The sequence below is a fragment of the Mesotoga sp. UBA6090 genome, assembly GCF_002435945.1.
Taxonomy (GTDB): Bacteria; Thermotogota; Thermotogae; order Petrotogales; family Kosmotogaceae; genus Mesotoga.
The window spans coordinates 1-22,102 of record NZ_DIXC01000004.1 but is presented as its reverse complement, the minus strand read 5'-3'; the positions used below and the strand labels follow the sequence as shown (position 1 = coordinate 22,102).

General features: G+C 46.6%; 19 protein-coding genes. 10 read left to right on the top strand and 9 right to left on the bottom strand.

Features of this window, described 5'->3' with window-relative positions:
- Genes gcvPB through B3K42_RS00600 form a run of 5 tightly spaced genes read right to left on the bottom strand, consistent with a single transcriptional unit; the run spans window position 1 to window position 4,511 of the window.
- Entirely contained in the window at window positions 1-1,449 is a 1,449-nt protein-coding gene (gene gcvPB, locus B3K42_RS00620; RefSeq protein WP_292596252.1) for an aminomethyl-transferring glycine dehydrogenase subunit GcvPB, read from the bottom strand.
- Window positions 1,446-2,792 (bottom strand): aminomethyl-transferring glycine dehydrogenase subunit GcvPA, encoded by a 1,347-nt coding sequence (gene gcvPA, locus B3K42_RS00615; RefSeq protein WP_292596250.1) that lies wholly within the window; start codon window positions 2,790-2,792, stop codon window positions 1,446-1,448. The genes gcvPB and gcvPA overlap by 4 nt, the downstream gene beginning before the upstream one ends.
- Before the next feature lies 1 nt (window position 2,793).
- Window positions 2,794-3,171 (bottom strand): glycine cleavage system protein GcvH, encoded by a 378-nt coding sequence (gene gcvH, locus B3K42_RS00610; RefSeq protein ID WP_349680937.1) that lies wholly within the window; start codon window positions 3,169-3,171, stop codon window positions 2,794-2,796.
- Between the two features lie 7 nt (window positions 3,172-3,178).
- The gene (gene gcvT / locus B3K42_RS00605) at window positions 3,179-4,285 is read right to left on the bottom strand and encodes a glycine cleavage system aminomethyltransferase GcvT (RefSeq protein WP_292596246.1); all 1,107 of its coding nucleotides are present in this window, start codon (window positions 4,283-4,285) and stop codon (window positions 3,179-3,181) included.
- Complete coding sequence (locus B3K42_RS00600; RefSeq protein ID WP_292596244.1) at window positions 4,278-4,511, bottom strand: putative signal transducing protein; 234 nt, start codon at window positions 4,509-4,511, stop codon at window positions 4,278-4,280. Before B3K42_RS00600 ends, gcvT begins: the two co-directional genes overlap by 8 nt.
- A gap of 151 nt (window positions 4,512-4,662) precedes the next feature.
- Between B3K42_RS00600 and pfkA the strand changes: the two genes are divergently transcribed.
- From pfkA to B3K42_RS00550, 10 genes are all read left to right on the top strand, one after another.
- A complete protein-coding gene (gene pfkA, locus B3K42_RS00595; RefSeq protein ID WP_349680939.1) occupies window positions 4,663-5,622 on the top strand; it encodes a 6-phosphofructokinase in 960 nt (319 codons plus the stop codon).
- Window positions 5,623-5,636: 14 nt separating this feature from the next.
- A complete protein-coding gene (gene pyk / locus B3K42_RS00590) occupies window positions 5,637-7,055 on the top strand; it encodes a pyruvate kinase (protein WP_292596240.1) in 1,419 nt (472 codons plus the stop codon).
- A gap of 222 nt (window positions 7,056-7,277) precedes the next feature.
- On the top strand, window positions 7,278-7,547 hold the full coding sequence (gene groES / locus B3K42_RS00585) for a co-chaperone GroES (RefSeq protein ID WP_110990852.1): 270 nt from the start codon (window positions 7,278-7,280) through the stop codon (window positions 7,545-7,547).
- Between the two features lie 13 nt (window positions 7,548-7,560).
- Window positions 7,561-9,183, top strand: coding sequence for a chaperonin GroEL (groL, locus tag B3K42_RS00580; RefSeq protein WP_110990853.1), 1,623 nt, complete (start codon window positions 7,561-7,563; stop codon window positions 9,181-9,183).
- Window positions 9,184-9,551: 368 nt separating this feature from the next.
- On the top strand, window positions 9,552-11,171 hold the full coding sequence (locus tag B3K42_RS00575; protein ID WP_258367357.1) for a hypothetical protein: 1,620 nt from the start codon (window positions 9,552-9,554) through the stop codon (window positions 11,169-11,171).
- A 19-nt stretch (window positions 11,172-11,190) separates the two neighbouring features.
- Window positions 11,191-12,288, top strand: coding sequence for an AAA family ATPase (locus B3K42_RS00570; protein WP_110990854.1), 1,098 nt, complete (start codon window positions 11,191-11,193; stop codon window positions 12,286-12,288).
- Window positions 12,278-13,471: a VWA-like domain-containing protein gene (locus tag B3K42_RS00565; RefSeq protein ID WP_110990855.1), complete on the top strand. Its 1,194-nt coding sequence runs from the start codon at window positions 12,278-12,280 to the stop codon at window positions 13,469-13,471. Before B3K42_RS00570 ends, B3K42_RS00565 begins: the two co-directional genes overlap by 11 nt.
- A complete protein-coding gene (locus B3K42_RS00560) occupies window positions 13,468-14,337 on the top strand; it encodes a DUF4895 domain-containing protein (RefSeq protein ID WP_110990856.1) in 870 nt (289 codons plus the stop codon). The genes B3K42_RS00565 and B3K42_RS00560 overlap by 4 nt, the downstream gene beginning before the upstream one ends.
- Before the next feature lie 11 nt (window positions 14,338-14,348).
- Window positions 14,349-14,861, top strand: coding sequence for a hypothetical protein (locus B3K42_RS00555; RefSeq protein WP_110990857.1), 513 nt, complete (start codon window positions 14,349-14,351; stop codon window positions 14,859-14,861).
- The gene (locus tag B3K42_RS00550; protein ID WP_258367358.1) at window positions 14,848-15,456 is read left to right on the top strand and encodes a metal-dependent hydrolase; all 609 of its coding nucleotides are present in this window, start codon (window positions 14,848-14,850) and stop codon (window positions 15,454-15,456) included. Before B3K42_RS00555 ends, B3K42_RS00550 begins: the two co-directional genes overlap by 14 nt.
- 99 nt (window positions 15,457-15,555) lie before the next feature.
- Here the strand turns inward: B3K42_RS00550 and B3K42_RS00545 are convergent, their stop codons facing one another.
- The 4 genes from B3K42_RS00545 to B3K42_RS00530 form a co-directional block, all read right to left on the bottom strand.
- A complete protein-coding gene (locus B3K42_RS00545; RefSeq protein ID WP_110990859.1) occupies window positions 15,556-16,257 on the bottom strand; it encodes an L-ribulose-5-phosphate 4-epimerase in 702 nt (233 codons plus the stop codon).
- A gap of 55 nt (window positions 16,258-16,312) precedes the next feature.
- Complete coding sequence (araA, locus tag B3K42_RS00540; RefSeq protein WP_110990860.1) at window positions 16,313-17,845, bottom strand: L-arabinose isomerase; 1,533 nt, start codon at window positions 17,843-17,845, stop codon at window positions 16,313-16,315.
- 662 nt (window positions 17,846-18,507) lie between these two features.
- Window positions 18,508-20,031 carry an FGGY-family carbohydrate kinase gene (locus B3K42_RS00535; protein ID WP_110990861.1) on the bottom strand — a complete coding sequence of 508 codons (1,524 nt, stop codon included), beginning with the start codon at window positions 20,029-20,031 and terminating at the stop codon, window positions 18,508-18,510.
- A gap of 335 nt (window positions 20,032-20,366) precedes the next feature.
- Window positions 20,367-21,851, bottom strand: coding sequence for an alpha-N-arabinofuranosidase (locus tag B3K42_RS00530; RefSeq protein WP_292596232.1), 1,485 nt, complete (start codon window positions 21,849-21,851; stop codon window positions 20,367-20,369).
- Window positions 21,852-22,102 lie beyond the last annotated feature (251 nt).

The following is a 22,102-nucleotide window of genomic DNA, read 5'->3' as shown; positions in this document are numbered from 1 at the left end:
TCAAGTGTCTTTACTCCACCTTGTCTTTGGCTTTCTTGAGGCCGTTGCTTCATCAAGCCTTCCGACAACTGTCTTCTGAGGAGCCGCCTTGAGTATGTTGGGATCCTCCTTTGCCTCACTAAGAATCCTCTCAAAAGTGTCTGCAAAGTTATCTAACGCTTCTTTAGTTTCTGTTTCTGTGGGTTCAACCATAAGCGCTTCATCTACAATTAGCGGGAAATAGATTGTGGGTGGGTGAATCCCGTAATCAAGAAGCCGCTTGGCCACATCCAGTGTCTTCACTCCGTATTCGGAAACCAACTTGCTTCCTTTAAGAACGAATTCATGCATGCAGAGCCCAGGATAGGCCGTCGGGATTAGCTTGCTCAATCTGGCCCGAAGATAGTTTGCATTTAGCACTGCCATTTCACTTGCTCTTTTCAGGCCATCGCCACCCAGGGTAAGAATGTAGGCGTAGGCTTTCAGAAAGACGCCGAAATTTCCATAGAAGCTCCTGACTTTTCCTATCGAGTTCGGCAGGTGATAATCCAGCGAGAACTTGCTGCCATCGAAACGAACCACTGGAACAGGAAGGAGATCTTTCAGAATGCTCTTCACTCCTACAGGCCCGCTACCCGGCCCGCCCATTCCATGTGGGGTTGAAAAAGTCTTGTGCAGGTTCAAGTGGACGATATCGAATCCCATATCGCCAGGCCTTGCATGACCCATGATTGCGTTCAGATTCGCGCCGTCATAATAGAGTAGTGCGCCCTTCTTATGTGCCATCTCTTGAATCTCACAGATCTCGTTCTCGAAAAGGCCTAGAGTGTTTGGGTTTGTAAGCATTATTCCCGCGATGTTTTCGTCAAGAATCTCCTCAAGGCTTCTCAGATCGACTCTGCCATTGCCGTTCGAAGGGACTTCGATGACTTCAAATCCCGCCATTACTGCCGAGGCTGGATTGGTTCCATGGGCCGAGTCGGGAACGATAACCTTCTTTCTGTTGCTCTCACCCTTGAGCTCGAAATACTTCTTCATCAGAAGCATTCCGACCAGTTCACCATGAGCTCCAGCGGCAGGCTGAAGAGTGAAGCTATCCATACCGGTAATCTCGCACAGGGAATTCTGCAAGTTGTACATCACTTCCAGGGCACCCTGGACAGTGTCTTCAGCTTGATAAGGGTGTATTTGACTAAAACCTTCCAGGCTGGCAATCCTCTCGTTCAGCCGTGGATTGTACTTCATCGTGCACGATCCCAGAGGATAGAAACCACCGTCGACGGAGTGATTCTTCTCAGAAAGTCCTGTGAAGTGTCTCATGACCTGAAGCTCACTCAGTTGAGGAAGAAGGGGGCTTTCCTTTCGAACAGAATTCTCGGGCAGCATGTCTGAAGGCTCGTACCCGTAGGATTCTTCTTTTGGGAGATAGAAGCCCGTTCTCCCCTCGGTTGACTTATCGAATATTGTCATCCTATCGCCTCCAGTCTGCCGGCAAAAAACTCGATTTCCTCATTGAGATTCGCTTCTGTTGCACAAATGAGGCCATAATTCTTCATTTCTTTGCTGAAGCGTTCAAGCTCCAGCGGTCCCAGTATCTTCTCCTTCAGGAGCCCCCTGTTGAATTCTTCCAAGTCACAATCGAACTGGGCCACAAACTCATTGAAGAAGGGACCGGTGAAAACGAGCCTTACATGATCCGTCTTGCTTATTCTTTCCGCCAAATAATGAGCCTTGTCAAAAGATCTTCGTGCAATCTCCTTCAACCCTTCAGAACCTACCATGCTCATATAGATCGAAGCGACCAATGCATTGAAAGCATGGTTCGAGCATATGTTGGAAGTTGCTTTGTTTCTCCTGATATGCTGTTCTCTAGTCTGAAGAACCATAACGTAACCGGTGCGACCGTCACTGTCTTTTGTCTCCCCGATGATTCTTCCAGGCATCTTTCTTATGTGACTCTCCTTCGAGGCAAAAAAACCAAGTCCCGGCCCACCGAACGAAGGAGAGTTGCCCAGTGGTTGACCCTCGCCTACAACGATGTCGGCGCCAAACTTTCCAGGAGCTTCCAGTAACCCTAGCGCAATCGGATTTACGCTGACAATCATCATAGTCTTTTCGCCGATCCTGGTCCTTATCTCGGAAAGATTCTCAATTATCCCGAAGAAGTTCGGATAGCCAAGCACAAAGCCTGCCGTATCCTTGGTCAATTTCTTCTGAAGATCGGCTATGTCGATTTGCCCGGTTTCAGAATCGAAGGATACAGTTTCCACATCTATGTCGCTTCCAAAACAGTAGGTCTTGATTGTTTCTATATACTCGGGATGGAGCGCTTCAGAGAGAAGGATCTTCTTTCCGCCTCTTACTCGGACAGCCATCAGAGCAGCTTCTGCAGCTGCGCTTGCACCGTCGTACATCGACGAATTGGCTACCTCCATTCCCGTAAGTTCACATATCATTGTCTGAAACTCGAACAGCATCTGAAGAGTGCCCTGTGAGACTTCTGCCTGGTAAGGTGTGTATGCAGTGAGAAATTCGCCTCTCGATGCTATTGCTTGAACCGCGCTTGGAACGAAGTGTTTATACACACCGGCCCCTCTGAAGACTGACAGGTCGTTAAGCGTCACATTATTCTTACTGAGTTCGCTCAAATCTCTCAGTACACTGAATTCATCCTTGCTTTCAGGTATTGAGATATCGACTTCAAATTTCTCAGGGATATCTTTGAACAGCTCTGATACGCTCTTGACACCAACTACCTCCAGCATTTCATCGATATCTCTGCTGGTCTGGGGTAGATAGGGAAAACCAGGCATCTTAGCCCTCCTCTTCACAGTGCTTCTTATATGCCTCCAAATCCATCAGACTGTCAAGTTCTGATTCATTGCTCATTTCGATTTTTGCTATCCAGCCTGCGCCCTCGGCATCGTTATTAATCTTTTCCGGCGATGAATCAAGCTCTTCATTCACTTCAATGACCTTTCCGCTAATAGGTGCGTAGATGTCACTTGCCGCTTTCACAGATTCGATAGTACAGAAGACATCACCCTTCTTGAGTGACTTGCCGACTTCGGGGAGATCAACATAGACAATGTCTCCAAGATGATCTTGAGCGTGATCGGAAATTCCTACAGTTGCAGTCTTTCCCTCTACCGATATCCATTCATGAGTTGCCGCATACTTCTTCATTTTCAACTCCTCCTTAACTCTTAGATTTCACAGAACCTCTATAGAAAGGTGTCTTAATGACTAATGCGGGAGATCTTTTCCCCCTAACATCTACCTGTACTTCGGAGCCGATCTTCCAGTAGTCTTTCTTCAGATAAGCCATAGCAACCGATTTTCCAAGGGTAGGAGAGAAGATACCGCTTGTTATACAGCCGACTTTACTTTCTCCATCGAAAACCTCATAACCATGCCTGGCAATGGCCTTTCCCGAAAGTTCCAGTCCCTTAAGCCTGTATTCTGTTCCGTTCTCTATCTGTTTCTCCAGAACGGTCTTTCCAATAAAATCCTTGTCCATTTTTACTGTCCACTTAAGACCGGCTTCAAACGGAGTCGTTTCATCTGTAAGTTCGTTGCCGTAAAGCATGTAAGCCGCTTCAAATCTCAAGGTATCTCTCGCGCCCAGTCCAACCGGCTTCACACCGATTTCGGCACCCGCTTCGAGTATTTTTCTCCAGAGTGGTATAGCAGCTTGAGGGGCGATATACAGCTCGAACCCATCTTCGCCCGTGTACCCCGTGCGAGAAACAATCGCCTCAATCCCATTAACTCTTCCATATTCAAAATGGTAGAAGGGGATGTTCGCCAATCTCACCTGCGATATTTCCCGTAATATCTCTTCTGCACGAGGTCCCTGAAAGGCGATCTGCGCAAAGTCGTCCGATGCGTCTTTGATTTCTACATCGAAAGCACCCTTGTTTTTCTTGATCCACTCAAAGTCTTTGTCTTTGTTTGAAGCGTTGACCACGAACATCACCTTTTTGTTGCCTATTCTGTAGACCAATACGTCATCGACAATCCCGCCGTTTTCATTGCACATTGGAGAATAGACTATGGCTCCGTTCTTCAGAGAAGAGACGGAGTTTGTTATCAAGTAGTCCGAAAATTGAATTGCATCGGGTCCCACAATTTCAATTTCCCCCATATGCGAGACATCAAAGAGGCCGGCTTTCTTCCTGACAAGATTGTGCTCGTTGATTATCGAATCAAACTGCAAAGGCATCTCCCACCCAGCAAAATCGACCAACTTTCCCTTTAGTCTCACGTGCTCGCTGTAAAGCGGCGTTCTCTTTAGATCACTCATCCGTTTTTCCCCTCCCCCTCTCTTGCAAATCTTCAAAGATCTGAACGGCTTCTTCAAAATCATCGTCGGGTATAATAATGTCTACTAAACCGCCTGAACCAAAGTATATGCTGTCGGTGTATGCGAAATGAGAATCCACCAGTTCCGAAAAGATTCCTTCTTTTAGAAGGATTTCCTGATACATTTTTGCTTCAAACTCCGGAATTCCTGACTTGAGGACCTTCATTCGATCACCTCCCGTTTCACCTGAAATTATACACCAAGTAATTAGATTAGTTAACTTCTGGACGCATTTGTGATTGGTGATTTTAGAATCCCAATGTGCTAGAATGTAGTCGGTTAGCTAAGTGCAGTCATCGTTAGGAGGGATAATGTTGATTAAGAAGGTCGGGGTCCTCACCAGTGGAGGGGATTCACCGGGGATGAATGCGGCTATAAGGGCAGCTGTAAGAACTGCCCAGACAGATGAAATAGCCGTTGTAGGAATCAGGAGAGGGTACTCTGGTCTGCTTGATGAAGAGTTCACCGATATGGATTACTCCTCGGTCGGAGGAATAATGGAGAAGGGTGGAACGGTCTTGAGGAGTTCCCGATGCGAAGAGTTCAAGACCGAGGAAGGCAGAGCAAGGGCCGCCGAAATCCTGAGGAATAATCAGATTGAAGCACTCATAGTTATCGGAGGAGAGGGGAGTCTCTCCGGTGCAAAACTGCTTATGGAAGAAAACGGAATTCCAGTTGTCGGCATTCCGGGCACAATAGATAATGACATTGCTATGACAGACATGTGCATTGGGGTAGATACGTGTTTGAATACCTGTGTTGAGACAATTCAGAAGCTCAAAGACACGGCTTCTTCGCATGAAAGAGCTTTTGTGGTAGAGGTCATGGGGAGAAACTCAGGCTATGTTGCACTGGCTTCAGGTATGGCCGTTGGAGCCGAAGCAATAATCGTTCCGGAGCTTCCAGTGGATTATGAATCAATAGCCGATAAGATTTGGAAAGAAAGGAAAAGAGGAAAGATCAACTGCATCATAGTAGTTGCCGAGGGTGCAGCAAGTGCCTACACTGTTGCCAGACATGTAGAACACAGGATTGGATACGAGACAAGAATAACCATCTTAGGTCATATTCAGAGAGGTGGATCTCCAACTGCTTTTGACAGGGTACTGGCCTCAAGAATGGGATACGCGTCGGTCAAGTCGCTTGAAAGAGAAGAGTCAGGAATCATGTTGGCTCTGCATGGTGGAAAGATAGTCGGTGTTTCTCTCGAAAAAGTACTTTCGCACAAAAAAGAACTTGACATGGAACTGGTGGAAATGGCGAAGATTCTCTCATGACGAGGTGGAGCAGTTTGAGAAAAACGAAGATCGTTTGTACAATCGGTCCGGCTACCGAATCTCCGGAAATGCTCAAGTCTCTTCTTCAAAGGGGGATGGATGTCGCCAGATTCAATACAACTCACGGCGACATTACTGAACACAGGGAGAGAATCAGAAGGTTGAAGAAAATTCGCAGATCTATGGATTTGCCACTGACAATCTTGCTCGATCTTTCGGGTCCAAAGATAAGGACTGGCTTATTTGAAAGATCCGCTGTTGAACTCAAAAAGGGGAGCGAGTTTCTCCTGACGACTGAAGACCTTAAAGGAAGCGAGAGTATTGTTAGCGTGAACTACAAGAAGCTTCCCGAAGAGGTAAAACCAGGAGACCTGATTCTTATGGATGACGGCAAGATCAAGCTTAAGGTCTTATCCGTGACAAAGTCCGAAGTCAGAACGAGAATCTTAAGTGGAGGAGTTGTTACTCACAGAAGAGGAATCAACCTCCCGGGAATAGACATTAGCATTCCGGCAATTACAGAGAAAGACAGGGAGTTTATCAGACTTGGAATTGAGGAGGAAGTCGACTATTTCGCACTTTCATTTGTCAGAAGGCCCGAAGATGTCGTGCATGCCAGGAGGGTTGTCGAAGAGTCTGGAGGATCTATTCCCATAGTCTCGAAGATAGAAACGGAACAGGCGCTGAAACATATTGAAGAGATTGCCGAGGTTTCCGATGGGCTTATGGTCGCGAGGGGTGATCTTGGAGTGGAGATTCCCGTTGAGGAAGTCCCAGTTGCTCAGAAGAAAATCATAAGATACGGAAACCAGAAGCGAATTCCAGTTATAACGGCAACTCAGATGCTGGAATCTATGATAGAGAATCCCGTGCCTACAAGAGCCGAGGCAACCGACATAACAAACGCAATCGTAGATGGAACGGATGCAATAATGCTTTCTGGAGAGACTTCGATTGGCAAGTACCCTCTTGAGGCCGTATCGGTCATGGATCTCACTGCTAGATCGGCCGAAAAGTATCTGAAACAGAATCCCGGGCTGCTGAGGTGGACAAGAGAAAAAGTCTCTACTGATGATCACACCGACGCCATCTGCAGGGCTGCGTGGGACATAAGTGAAGAGCTGAAGGTGAAGGTTATTGTCAGTTCGACTTTCTCCGGTCATACTGCAAGAAACGTTTCCGGTTTCCGGCCGAGAGCTCACATACTTGCGGTCACTCCCAATGAGGACACTTACTACAGACTGAACCTTGTTTGGGGAGCGCGTCCAGTTTTAATGGGGCTTGGCAATTCTACGGACGATCTCGTTAAAGTTGCCGGACCTCTTGCTAGACAGCTTAAGCTAGTGAAAAAGGGAGACACGATAATTTTCACCGCAGGTATTCCGTTTGGAACTAGCAACTCTACTAATATACTGAAACTCGAGACGGCATAGTGATGTCCTGAAGGATTGAAAAGTGAGAAAAAAGAGATAGTGCGAAGATAAACGAAAAAACCGGAAGATTTGACGGGATAATTGCCTTCGAATACCCTTTATCTTTCATATTTACGATCATTTAACACAGAGAGTGCTTGAAGAAATCACAATGTTGTTTTATCATTTATTAGCAGACGGTTACTTTGAGTGCTAAACATAAAATTCGAAAGGAGGCTTTTTATGAAAGTAGTTCCCCTTGGTACAAGGTTACTGATTAAGCCTTATGAGGAAGAAAAGAAAACATCAGGTGGTATCGTTCTTCCGGACGCTGCAAAAGAAAAGCAGATGACTGCGAAGGTAATCGCGGTTGGCGAGAAAGTCGAGGATATTGACCTTAAGGAAAATGACAAGGTCCTCTATTCCAAGTATTCAGGCACGGAGATCAAGATCGATGAAGACGACTACATAATCATCGATCAAGATGATATCCTGGCAAAGATCGAGGATTGAAGGAGGAATTAGTATGGCTAAGATTCTGAAATACAGCGAAGAAGCACGAAGATCACTTGAAAGAGGCGTAGATGCTGTAGCAGATGCTGTTAGGATTACGCTTGGACCAAAAGGGAGAAACGTAGTTCTGGAAAAGAGTTGGGGCTCTCCAACGATAACCAATGACGGTGTGTCGATTGCAAAGGAAATCGATCTGGAAGATAAATTCGATAACCTTGGAGCACAGCTTGTTAAAGAAGTAGCGTCCAAGACCAATGACATTGCCGGAGACGGAACCACTACAGCTACTGTTCTTGCCCAAGCAATGATCAAGGAAGGTCTGAAGAACGTTACAGCCGGAGCCAACCCTATCCTTATGAAGAAGGGAATCCAGAAAGCAACCGAGACGGCTGTCTCACACATAAGGTCTCTCTCCAAGAAGATTTCTTCAAGAGAAGACATCGCTTCAGTTGCGGCAATCTCTGCCAATGATACTGAGATTGGCGAACTTATTGCCGAGGCTATGGACAAGGTCGGTCAGGACGGAGTAATAACGGTAGAAGATTCAAAGACCCTCGAAACATACGTTGAATTCGTTGAGGGTATGCAGTTCGACAGAGGCTACATCTCTCCTTACTTCGTTTCCGATCCGGAAAAGATGGAAGCAATAATTAAAGAACCTTTGATTCTCATTACCGACAAAAAGGTCTCAGCAGTTAAGCCGCTTGTTCCGATCCTGGAAAAGGTTGCGCAGGCAGGCAAGCCGCTTGTCATAATTGCCGAGGATATTGAAGGCGAAGCGCTTTCCACTCTAGTACTGAACAAACTTAGAGGAACACTGGATTCAGTGGCCGTCAAGGCTCCCGGGTTTGGTGACAGGAGAAAGGCTATGCTCCAGGATATTGCTATCCTTACCGGTGGCACCGTGATAAGCGAAGAAGTTGGACTAACTCTTGAGAACGCAACAATTGACGATCTAGGTAGTGCCGGCGTTATAAAGGTTAAGAAGGACGACACGATAATCGTTGATGGAAAGGGAGATCCTGAAAAGATCAAGCAGAGAATTGGTCAGATCAAAGCTCAGATCGATCAGACAACTTCCGAGTACGAAAAAGAGACTCTTCAGGAAAGGCTTGCCAAGCTTTCAGGAGGCGTAGCGGTAATTAAGGTTGGTGCTGCGACAGAGACAGAGCTGAAGGAGAAGAAACACAGAATCGAAGACGCTCTCTCCGCTACAAGAGCTGCAGTTGAGGAAGGAATAGTTGCCGGAGGCGGAGTTGTTCTTGCAAGGGCAAAGAAGCCAGTTCAGGAACTCTTTGACAGTACAGAGAATCCAGATATCAAGATAGGTGTCAAGGTAGTTCTCAAGGCTCTCGACGCTCCGATTAGACAGATTGTTGAAAATGCTGGATTGGACGGAGCAGTAGTTGTCGACAAGATACTACACAACGACGATAATGCTTTCGGATACGATGCACTGAATGATGTATATACGGACATGTTCAAGGTCGGTATCATTGATCCTGCAAAGGTTACTAGAAGCGCTCTTCAGAACGCAGCTTCTATCGCTGCGATCCTTCTAACGACCGAAGCGGCTCTGACTGAGAAGCCAGAAGAAAAGTCTCAGCCACAGATGCCACAGATGCCCGAGTACTGATAGATAACGATACTTGAAAGGGAGAGTACGCTCTCCCTTTTTTCTTACCTCTGCTTTCAGATGACTGAAGTAATCTTCATCTTGATCGAAGGTAATCTTTCACCCTAATAATTGCGGTGAATGTATTACTGGTACTCAGTACTCACTCGCACTTCTTTGTAACAACATTTCTTTATTACTGTCTTGCAGCTTACAACTCGGAGCTTGTAGCGCATTTCATAAGCGTCCAGCGTTAGGCGGTTCTCCGTGCTCCAACCCGCAAACTCGTCTGTTTCCTTGAATCAAAAACCCCGGGATTTTCGAAGATGTGTTATGCAAAATTGCGAGCTCTTTTGTGGCAAAATATTGGTATGAGGGATTTCTTTGTAATGATCAAGTGGCGAGGAATAGAAGGATTCCGAATGCTAACCCGCCATGGAAAGAAGGCAGTTATTGCTTCTATCCTTGCGATTGTCTTGGTTATTATGATAGGGATTCCGATAGCCTTCTACTTGAGAGGCTTCCTGATTCCGAACTTCTCCCGTGTTGCAGGCCTTTCCGATCAGCTTAAGGAGCTTACTGGAATTGACCTTAGGCTAATAGTCGTCTCCTTTTTTTCCGCGATAGTATTCTCTATACTTTTGGGTAGTGATCTTCCAATAGTAGTTTCGAATCTTTTCTTCTCCGACAGAGCGGAGATGTTGCTCAGCTTGCCGGTGAAGAAGGCTACGGTTGCGAATGTGCAGCTGCTTGAAGTTCTCACGGCCGGAGGCTTGCCTATACTCCTATTTGCGCCGATCTTCATGGCTGCTTTGAGAGGGCTTGGCTATTCGGGCGGAAGATTCTGGATGGCCCTGGTCTTGTTGTTAATATTTGTGCTTAACACTCTTGCGATAACTGCAATTATCTCTTTTGGAATCGTATTCCTTTCCAAGGGGCGTTTTCTCAAAACTCTTTCTGCCATGATGACGATGGTAACTCTTTTCGTCTTTATATTCACGCTGCGCTTCATGGATTTTTCTTCAATAGATCTGGCACAACCCGATCAGGTGGCCAATCAGTTCGGGGGTCTCCAAGAGCTCATAACATCCGCGTACCTTCCGTGGTCGCCCTTCGTCAGGGCGATTACCGGTGATGTCAGAGATCTCTTGTTATTCATGATTGTTTCTGTGACGATTTTCGCATTACTGGCTTTGCTCGAAATCTTTGTGTATCCTAGAGTCCTCCAGAAGCTAATGACAAGACCTATTGGAAATTCCAAAGTCCATTCGAGGATGAATTTCAGGAGGCACGGCGTTCTCTCAGGTCTCCTGATTAAGGACTTCCTTTTGCTGATCAGAGAGCCGAAACTCACGTTTGCCTTTCTCTACCCTTCATTATTTGTTCCGGTGGTTGTCATAGTGAACCCGGCTCTTCTAAATAGCTTCGGAGTTCTGCAGCTTCTCGGTTTGATCGTTTTTCTGTCCAGCAACTATGCGACTGTCTCATCAACTGCTCTGTTTGCTTTTGAAAGGCAGCTCGGAGATGGTACGTGGCTGTTTCCAATCAATAGGGTCAAAGCTGTTTTGTCGAAATCTCTTGTTGTGAGCTCACTGTACTCGGTGGTTATTATCATTGTCGGTCTGTATGTTTCAGCGAATGCCTCTCAGTACAGAGCTTTCATGATGAATTTTCTGATTCTAATGATTCCAACTGTTTTCACGCTTTCATTGCTCGGGGGCTTTCTTGAAAAGAGCTTCGGGACCAAAGATACAAGAAACGTCTTCAAGGCCCTTAGTCTGTCGGGTGCAATACTCTCCTTCTTGCTGTCCACACTCCTGCCGGTATTCTCTACTCTTCCGCTTACCCTCTATCTCGCAAAAGATATCGGCCTCTTTCTTGGTTTCCTCAATGTTCCGGTTGTCTCTCCATTCACCTGGCTGTTTGGACTGGTATTTCCGCTCTCTCTCTGGGCAGTAATTACGTGGGCATCGTTCAGGTCGCGCTGTGCTATAATTTTGTCTGAATGAGGATTTTGGAGGGATAAGCTTGAAGGTTCAGGACGTAAAACACTTGAGCAAGAAGATCATGGAATCCGGAGAGATACCGCTTCTTTGGGGTCACTTTGGGGTAGGAAAGACTGATCTTGCCAGAGAGATTGCAGCTGAGACGGGCAGAGAGTTGATAATCCTAGTCATATCGCAAATGGAGCCCGGTGATCTCATCGGCATGCCATCGAGGGACGGGGAACGGACTTTGTTCTTGAGGCCCGATTGGTGGCCGACTGAAGGCAATGTGATACTCATGATAGATGAGATAAACAGGGCTCATAGATCTATCAGGAATGCAATTATGCAACTTCTAATAGACAGAAGAATACACAACCACTTTTTGCCCGAAGGATGCTGGATAATGGCCGCAGCAAATCCGCCGGATGAGGAGTATGATCAGGTCGAACTGATAACTGATCCGGCCTTCATGTCAAGGTTCTTCCATATAGAGCTGACTCCCGATCCCGAAGAATGGCTTAAGTGGGCGGAACTCCAGAAGATGCCGGAGACTGTTACCAACTTCATAGGTGAGTATCCCGAGTTTCTTTCAAGAGACACGGTTGTATCGATGCGGCTGGAATTGAGACCGAGCCCTCGTAGCTGGTACAAATTGGGGAGAGTATTCGCAGGTCTTTCAAGCAAGGAGATCGAAAAGTTCGGCTACGTAATTGCCGCCGGCATAGTTGGACCGGAGGCGGCAAGAACTTTCATGAGCAAGATTCAGGGCAGCGAGCTCCTTCCTTCTCCCAGAACTCTGCTTCTTGAACTGGATGAGAATATCCTTTCGAGACTCTCGGAAGGTGATATTTCAGGGACAAGCGCCTCGATACTCCGTATCACAAAGCATCTTTCTGAGATAGATGATTTACAGGTTCAGGAATACTTTCAGAATGTGCCTGTAATCTCGGAAAACCTTCTCAGGATAGGCAGAGTCATCCCGAAAGACTCGTTCTTCTCCGTAATACGACACATCGTTCACCAGGTAGAGGGGGAAAAGGGATTGAAACGGGCCTTCTACGAGAATCTTCTCGAGGAGCTGGCAATGGACCATGATGTTCTGAAATTCCTGCAGAGGAGCGAAAAGGATGAGAAATGAGGAGTTGATGGAAAAGGCTGTTTTCGAACTAGGCAAGGACAGCCCCTTCTACAATTTCCTGCTTCTCTTCATCGACAGAATTCCCTCGCCTTCGGTCAGAACGATGAAATTGAGGGTGAGCTCCAGGGGAAGATTTCAACTTCTGTACAATCCGGATACACTTCGAAACAAACCACTTACTTTTTCGAAGGCGCTTTTGAAGCATGAGTGTCTTCATATAGTGAATGGACACATTCTAATACCTGTCAACAAATCCAGAGAAAAGATGCTCTGGGATATATCCATGGATGCTGCAGTAAATCAGTTCATACGTGAACTCGACGCTTTCAGTCTTCCTATGGATTCTCTTCTCCAGGAGGGTTGCGGAACAGATAATGAGAGATTTTTCGTTGGGCCTCCGATGCAGTATCCGGGAATGACTGCAGAGTTCTACCACGACTGGGGCCTTGACTTCATGAAAAAAAACAAGACCATTGATCTTGAGCTTCTGGATTCAAACATGTCCAGGCCCGATTCACATGAAGACTTTGGAAGGTTTGAACTTCCGAAAGAGTTCGTTGAGGATCTGCTCAAACAGGTGATCTCCGAGACTATGGAGAAGGCGAAGGACGGGATGCCGGAGGGTCTTGAGGCGGTAATGAAACTAGTTCTTGACAACCCGATCCTGGACTGGAGAAACATGATCAGGCGGTTCTTCGGTTCATCGATGCAGGTTGGCAGATACCGAACTCCTATGAGACCTAACAGAAGATATGATGACCAGCCCGGCTGGAGAAACGATTACGCAGCAAAACTCGTTGTCGTAGTCGATACTAGCGGGAGCATAATAGAAGAGGAGTTCAACGCCTTCTTCAGTGAGATAGATGAGGTTACTAGAGTCACAGACTCCCGGGTCTGGTTGGTGCAGGTGGACGAGACTGTTCAGAGTGTCATGAAGTATGGAAAAGGTATGTGGAGAGATCTTAAGTTAATGGGTAGAGGGGAGACCGATCTTCAGCCTGCTGTTGACTACGCTCAGGAAAAACTCAGACCGGAAGGACTTCTGCTTTTCACGGATGGATTTACCGATCTTCCTACGATTTCGAGAAGAGCGTTGTTTGTTCTTCCGAAGAGTCATAATCCAGAGTTCGTCCAAGAGGCAAAATCAATCTACGGACGATCATCGGTGGTGTTCCTTAAGTGACATACTATGCTGGTCCAGAAAGCTATAGAGATAAGCTCAAGGCGGTATACGAGAGTGTTGAAGGTAATTTTCCATCTTACGCGAAACTGGTTGTTGAGCGGTCTGATAGACTTGACAATGCTTTCGGCCATTTCATGACGCTTGTAGTTCAGGCTTCTAAGGGGAATGCACCGGTTCTTTCGGTTTTTGTGGACAGCGAGGGCAGAGGCTTTGTGGGACTCTCCAATTCGTCTCCTTTCGAGACGGCCAGCGCATTGTACAGATTCTCAAACGAAGAGGAAGAACCTATCCATGATGACTTCTCCGATGTCTTCGAAGAGGGAACTGAGCTGGTATTCCACAGGGCGATATTTCAGAGTCCGTTGAAGTTGTACTTCCTCGCTTATTTTGGCAATGAAAGACTTCTTCGCAAAGAGATACTGAAGGATTCTCTCCGTGGAAAGGACTACTTTAGATTACCCGAAATGGTTGATGATGCCCTTCTTTCTATATGCAGAGAGAACTATAGAAGATGGATAGAGTTCGATGACGGGGAGGTCCTAATATTCCCCTTTCAGAATATCTTGAAGATTGCTTTTGGCCCTCCTAAAATAAACGAGAGCATCGACCGTTCAATAATCTTGGAACTTTCAAGGTTATTCAGAATCGAAGTCACGAAGAAGTGCGTTGTTCTCAGGAGCGCCAGCGTTACTCCTAACATGAAAATTGCGAGACCGGTTGCAACCGTCTTCGAAATCGATCTGGTTGAATCCAAGGCAGTATACGATAAGCTTGAGGAATTCTACAAGTTCTACTCGAAATTCATATCTGAGACGGTAGACAAGATGCTGGAATTTATTCACAGAGATTTTCCGCTTGGTAAATAGGGTGGTGTATTTTGGCAAGACAGACATTGAAGATGTTTTATCCGATATCTATAAAGAACATCCGGAGATTGAAGGCCGGGGATCTTATCGAATACTCCGGACAGGTCTTACTTGCAGACGAAAAAACAATCGATAAGTATAGAATGTATGAAAGGCTTGAAGGAACACCCTTTCTAAACCTTTCAAGAGAGTTGATTCTCTTCTGTTTGCCGGTTGAGGGGACAGTCTTCTCTGAGTCAATGAAGATCGAACCCGACGAGCTTGAATACCTCTTCATGTCTGGAATAACGGCAACCATTGGGCTGAATGTTGAAGAAGAAGAAATAACGGCAATCTACAGGCGATTTTCCAGAGTAAACCTTTCTCTGTGCGACCGCACGGCCCTCTATCCACTGGATGTAAGTGAATCCGTTCCGGAGGAAGTGGAGTGCGGTATGAGCATATCTTTGAAAGACGTGCTTCTCTATGTTGATGTCTCGAGCCAGGGAACCAAATTTGGCAGTGATGCCGATGCCGGACTTTAGAACGCATGTTTACTGGGGAATAGCGACTTATCCGGTCTTCATCGTTCTCTCATTGACTGCAATCGAATTCCTGCATGTCTGTCCTCTTCAAGACAGCAGGTCGATAGGCTATGGATATCTTTTGTTCGTCTTGGGAAGCGACGTACCTGATATTGATTCAAAGAGCGCCTTGATAAAGAGAATCTTTGAAGTGCTTATCGCAGGTCTGTTTGCCTGCGTCTTTTACTCTTCGGTGATTTCGCCGGAGATTCAGCCTTTTGTTCTATCATGGCTTAATTCTATGTCTCTTGCGGTTGCGATTTCCTTTTCCCTTGCTATTGCATTGGGCATGGTCGTCTCAAAAGTGATAAATCTTCTAAGTCACAGGGGCTTCTTCCACTCGGTATGGGGAGGATTCCTCTACGGCCTAATCATCGTGACAACGGTGCTTCTAAGATCAGAACTACTTGGGGGCGAGATGAACTACACAGAAGTGTTGTTTCTCGGTGTTGCGGGTTCTGTCGGCTACTATCTTCATCTTGTTCTTGATAGAGTCCACGGCTTTGCAAAGAGGCGGAGAGTACCTGCCACTCAAAATGAAAAGGACAGTGTATGAGCTTAATGTTATGTCCAAAAAAACCTTCTTCCCAAAAGCTAGTCAGTGAAATAGACTCACCATAAATATCACTGACAGCGTTCCTAACGGATGTACTATTCACTTGTTTTTCGCATTCTGCCCATAGTATGCGTCTTTCCCGTGCTTTCGGAAATAGTGTTTGTCCATTATGTGTTTTGGAAGGATGTTTGTTTCCGCGTTTATAAGCAGTGAAAGGCATGCCATCTTAGCTATCTCTTCAAGAATTATGCCGTTCTTGACTGCGTCCAGCACGTCCTTTCCCCATGTGAAGGGCGCATGACCGGCAACGAGGACGCCGGGGGTTTCTAGGTAATCTCTCTCGGAAAAAGTTTCTTCGATTACTCTGCCTGTGTTCAACTCATAATCAGTCTCGGTCTCTTCGGCGTTCAGCAATCCCGTACAGGGTACTTCATTGTAGAAGTGATCGGCGTGAGTTGTTCCGAAGCAGGGAATGCTTTTTCCTGCCTGTGCCCACGAAGTTGCCCAGGTTGAGTGGGTATGGACTACACCGCCGATTTCGCCGAAGCATCTGTAAAGAAGGACGTGAGTTGGAGTGTCGGAAGAAGGCATCAGCTCTCCTTCGACCACTCTTCCTTCAAGGTCTACAACAACCATATTGTCGGGGGAAAGATCGGAGTAGTCTACCCCGCTCGGCTTAATAACTACGAGACGCTCCTTTCTGGAGATTCCGCTTGCGTTTCCCCACGTGAGTTTTACCAGTCCAGATTCAATGAGCGCAACATTTGCTCTGTAGACTTCCTCTTTCAGTTCATGTAGCATAGGATTCCCCCTACCTAGAGATTAGCGTACACTTTCAGCGATTTGAACCTGCAAATTACAGCTTCTTCAACTTGTAGTATAGCTCGTTGTATCTAAGCTCCTTTTTGAACTCTGTGATATCCGTTTTATCGTCAATTACTACTATCTCAATTCCAAACATGTCACTAAGATCTTCAAGCTGTTCCGCAGTAACAGTGTAGCTCATACTTGAATGGTGTGCCCCGCCGGCAAGTATCCACGCGGTCGCTGCTGTTGCCAGATCCGGTTTTGGAACCCATAATGCCCTTGCAACAGGAAGCTTCGGCATATCATCGTCCTGCTTCACTACTTCAAGTTCATTGACTATCATCCTGAACCTGTCTCCAAACTCGACTATGCAGGCCTGGACGGCAGGCCCTTCCTTCGCATTGAATACCAGTCTCGCGGGAGGTTCTTTCCCTCCAATCGAAAGGGGATGCACTTCCAGAGAAGGTGTACCGTCCGCTATGGATTCACAGACTTCCAGCATGTGAGATCCCAGTTCTTTTATGTTCCCCGGTTCGAAATGATAAATGTAGTCTTCGATGAAGGAGGTTCCAACATCGATGCCTTCGGCCATCACTTTCATAATTCTTACTAGAGCCGCAGACTTCCAGTCACCTTCACCTCCGAATCCGTAACCGTCTCTCATGAGTCTCTGTACCGCAATTCCCGGAAGCTGTCTCATTCCGTGGAGGTCCTGAAAAGTGGTTGTGAATGCTTTGAAGCCGCCCTCTTCCAGAAATCTCCGGAGTGCGATCTCTATTCTTGCGGCTTCCCTTATAGATGCCTGAAAGACTTCTTCGGAGACCGTTGATTTCTTGATAGGGTATTCCTCCTGGTACCTATTCACGAGTTTCTCAGCTTCGCTTCTCTTGACTTGTTTGAAGTATCCCTCGATGTAGTCACCAACCGCGAAGCCATGAACTTCATAACCAAAGTCAATCTGAGCGTCGACCTTGTTTCCCTCAGTAACTGCAACATCTCTCATATTGTCGCCAAGTCTTGCAATCTTGAGTGTATGAGCTTCATTCCAGCCGAGCGCTGCCCTAATCCAGTCTTCCAGCTTTGATATGACCTTAGAGTCGCTCCAGTGTCCTGCGATGACTTTGCGCTTGAGTTCAAGCCTTGCAGAGATGAAGCCAAACTCCCTTCCTCCGTGGGCGGACTGGTTTGTGTTCATGTAGTCCATATCGATGGTATTCCAGGGTATCTTCTGCTCGAACTGAGTATGGAAGTGAAGGAAAGGCTTTTCAAGTGATTTCAGTCCGGCAATCCACATCTTCGCGGGTGAAAACGTGTGCATCCAGGCTATTAACCCTATGCAGGCTTTGCTGGAGTTAGCTTCATCAATTACTTTCTTTATCTGATTTGCATCTTTCAACACCGGTTTCCAGGCAATCTTTATAGGAGTGGAAATTGCATCGTTGAGTGCATCGACTAATTTCTTCGAGTTTTCTTCAACCTTTTTCAGTACTTCCTTTCCATACAGTTCCTGACTTCCTGTTATGAACCACACCTCAAGGTCTCTAATAATAGTAATCAGTCCTCCTTTTTGAAATACAACCATTCATCCAGAAAGTTTTGATGTCAGCTAAAGGTTCCAGGTTGCAATCCAGGAATGATTTATCGCTCATACTTCCTCTGTTTGCCGATCTTATTGGTTACAGGTGAGCCGTTGAATGATCAGGATCTCTGTGAGCCTCTCACTCTTGACTATGTTTTTCTCTCAGCGCTGCCAGTCGACAAAACAGATAGTCGGGCCCCTGAGAGTATGGAGCGCCGTTTTTGCCGGTTGCTCTTCCCTGCCAAAGGTGAATCCTCGTTGTTCAAATCTCTTTCATCACATCGCGGACCCCTCACCATGAAGGTAAGTTCTTAATTCTATATCTCAGACCATATAGCGTAAATCATTTCCTGGAGCTCTTGATCTTAAGTCTTCACTTCGTGGACGTACGAGAATCGGCGGAGCTAGTGAAATTAACAGGGTTACATACCCGTCACGACTAAACCGCTGATACGCCTCTCAGCAAACAGCCGGGAAGAAAAAAGTACCTTAACCAGTCAGCTAAAGCAAACAATTATCAGCCAGACTGGGCCTGGGGCACAGATTCGGGCCGAAGTTACGATAAGGCTAGGGGATTGCTGTTGATGCTCCACCCGGTAATGTGTCATCTGACGGGATTCTCGCCTAAGCATCCTGTCTTCCTGGCCCCAACCCCTTTCCCGTTCCTAGTGCAGCTTCCACATTATCTCCTTCGTTTTTTCATAGAGCTCGCGGAAAATCAAGTACTGTTTCTCGTAAACCTTCTGATTTTTGAAATTTGGACTTATCGGATCTCGAAACTTCACCCACTCTTTTATTCTTTCCGGCTTGTCTATCAATCCAACACCCAGCCCTGCAAGGAAGGCATCTCCAAACGGTGCTTCAACTAGACTGGATACCTGTCTCATTTTGTAACCGGTTATATCTGCGAAAATTCTGTTCCAGGCCGCGGATTTCGCAACTCCGCCAACTATCCAGCATTCATCGTCGAGCTTAAGTCCTGCCTTAATTCCGTTTTCTATATTATGTCTGAGAGCGTACCCAGCACCTTCCATGAGTGCCTTGTACATATGTGCTCTTGTGTGAACGAGAGTAACCCCAAAGAACACACCCTTAGCAAAGGGATCCCAGATGGGTGACCTTTCACCCATGAAATATGGAAGCACTACGATTCCATCACTTCCGGCAGGAATCTTTTCGACTTCCATGTCTAGGAGCTGATATGGAGACCTACCTGTCCTTCGTCCAACAGACTCTTCGCTGTCGGCAAACTCTTCCTTGAACCACCTGGCAAGAGCTCCGGTAGTTGCCGAGCCTCCAAAAGAGTAGATTCTTTCGGTATCGTTTACCACGTATGGAAAGCTGACCAAACCAAATGGCAGATCCTTGCCGTCATGTACAGTACCCCAGCAGGTAGAAGTTCCAACCATTGCAACGTGTTCGCCTTCTTCAAGTGCTCCCGCCGAAAGCTGAGCCACGGGGGCATCTATCCCTCCTGATACTACCGGAGTTCCTTCGAGGAGGCCGCATAGCTTTGAGCTTTCGGCAGTTACTCTGCCGACGACATCGCTCGACTTGACGATTCTCTCAGGAAGGTATTCAATGGGTATCCCAAGGGCTTCACACATTTCCTTTGACCAGGTCAGCTTTCTTATGTCAAATACTCCACCGATATTTCCTGCCGAGGAGTAATCAATCGCGTTTTCACCTGTAAGCTGATAAACCATGTAGTCCTTCGGTGTCACGAATTGATATATCTCTTTCCAGATATCCGGCCTGTTGTCTCTGAGCCACATTATCTTCGTGAATCCATAATAGGAATCAACATAGTTTCCCGTAATCGAAAAGATCTTATCCCTTGATATGTTTTCCTTCACCCAGGCGGTCTGCGACGTCGCTCGTCTGTCCATCCAGATCAGGCAAGGGTGTAGAGGCTTCATTCCCCTGTCAACAGGGACTCCCGACCCTCCATAAAGTCCGCTTATGGCCAGTGCAGCTATTTCCTTTTTCTGCACTCCCGACTTCTCGGACACTTCTTTTATGGTTTCGAAAGCCGCCTTAACCCAAACATCTGGCCACTGCTCGGCCCAGTTTGAACCGGGCTTAATGACGTCATACTCTCTTTGAGCTTCTACCAGAACCTTTCCTTTTTCATTTACCATCACACTCTTTGTTCCCTGGGTGCCAATATCACATCCGATTAAGTACATACACATCACCTTCTAGATTTCGTCGATTTTATGCCTTAACCACGATTTTACCTCATCCAGTCCGGACTCGCCGGAGTGGAGCTTCACGCCTTCGAGAAATTTGGATGCTCGCAAGACGGCAAAGATTTTGTTCGCGTGGACACCGGCAACGTGATAGATTCACGGGCCACAAACCAGTTCCTGCTAGACTCAAGGCCAGCTTGATTTTCGATGCTGAGTCCCGTCCTATTTTCAATTGAGGACTCTTTCTCTTCAAGCCTCCGAATGCTTTCTCCTCAGGTCTAGAAAGCTCTCATTACCGGAACTTATGCTCGAGGCAATCCTTCTTCAAAGAGTTAGAGCTTTCCGTCCAGGGAAAACTCGATTACACTTGCCGACATCGAATCGAGTTTCACGGTCATTTTCGGAGAGCAGGAGGTAAGCTCTTTGCTCCAAAGTTTTATTCGTTCTGGATTGTCAAAGTCATTCATTTCATCGGGAGCAGACCCCGTCAATATATGCTGTACGGCCCTCTTCTGGACCTCAATTCCCGAAAGATCGAGACTGACTTCTACATCCTTCTGATAGTAGTTAATAAGGGCAACGCTCAAAATATTCTTATCTTCGTTATAGGTGGCCGATCCATCAACATAGGGAACATCGCTGAGCTTGAAGCTGTTTCGGCCCTCGACGAATGTCTTAGAGTTTATTTCGTAAGTTTCTGAGCCAATCGCCATGTCCAGGACAGTTCTCCCGGTGTGATTCACAAATAGATCAAATGCATGATAGATAGGAGTCAATACCATTTCGTCGCCTCTGGTCTTTATCATGCCGAGTGCATTCACCATTTGCGCAAGATTAGCCATTTGAACTGTATTTGCCATACGATGCATAACAGCGAAGATTCCTGCCGCAAAGAGACCGTCTTTCAAAGCGTAGGGTTCCTCCAGAAGCACAATTCTCTTCTCGGCGCCTTCCCTTTCCGCGCTGATTTTGTACCAGATATTCCATTCATCAAAGGAGATCTTGACGTGATCCAGACGCAGGTGTTTTATCAGCCCCTCCAGGAGCCTCAGCCTCTGTTCACAGTAGTAGACGGCCGCGACGGTCCCAAAGTAATCGTCGCAGCCGTGATACTGGTGGATAGAGATGTAATCTATTAGATGACCTGCATGTTTCAGCACGGTCATGTCCCAGTCGGGATTATCGGCTCCAACTGCGATTACCTTTATCGACGGATCCACACCCTTCATGAACTGAGTGTACTGGCGAAGCTTTTCTGCATACTCGGCAGCACTGCAATGACCCACCTGCCAGGGGCCGTATACTTCGTTCCCGATTCCCCAGTACTTAACGCCGTAGGGCTCTGGATGGCCATTTTCTCTTCTCATTTGAGCGAATTTCGTGGGGGTGTCGAGATTGCAGTATTCGAGCCAGGCAATTGCTTCGTCTAATGTCGCCGTTCCGAGACTAACGGCCAGATATGGTTCGGTATTCATTTCGCGACAATACTCTATGAATTCATCAGTCCCAAATTTGTTTGACTCCACACCTCCCCAGATGTAATTGAGAAGTTGCGGGCGCTTTTCGAGAGGGCCTATACCGTCTTGCCAGTGGTAGGCAGACACAAAGTTTCCGCCAGGCCATCTTAAGATGGGACACTTTATGTTCTTCACGGCGTCCATGACGTCCCTTCTGAAACCCCTCGAATCTGATTTTGGAGATTTCTCGTTGTAGATACCGTCGTAAATGCATCTTCCTAGATGCTCTGTGAAGTGACCGTAGATCATATTATCAATCTTTCCGATCTTCCTAGGCCAGATTTTTATGGATGTCTGCACTTCATTCCCTCCCTGGTAATTAGTTGATCACTCTATAAGCCCACTGCTTTCAATCTCAGTATAGTTATGGAATTTCCTGCAAATGGTATTCGTTCTTGTCGGAGGACGGAGAACCGACAACGGATAACCGTTCTTTTATTTAACTTGCATCTTGGAACTTGCAATGATGCTCTTTTCTGGGGACGGTGAACCGTTGACGGAAAACTGCTCTTAATGCTCTTGATCTTAAATCCCCTCTCGAGAGCTCATCA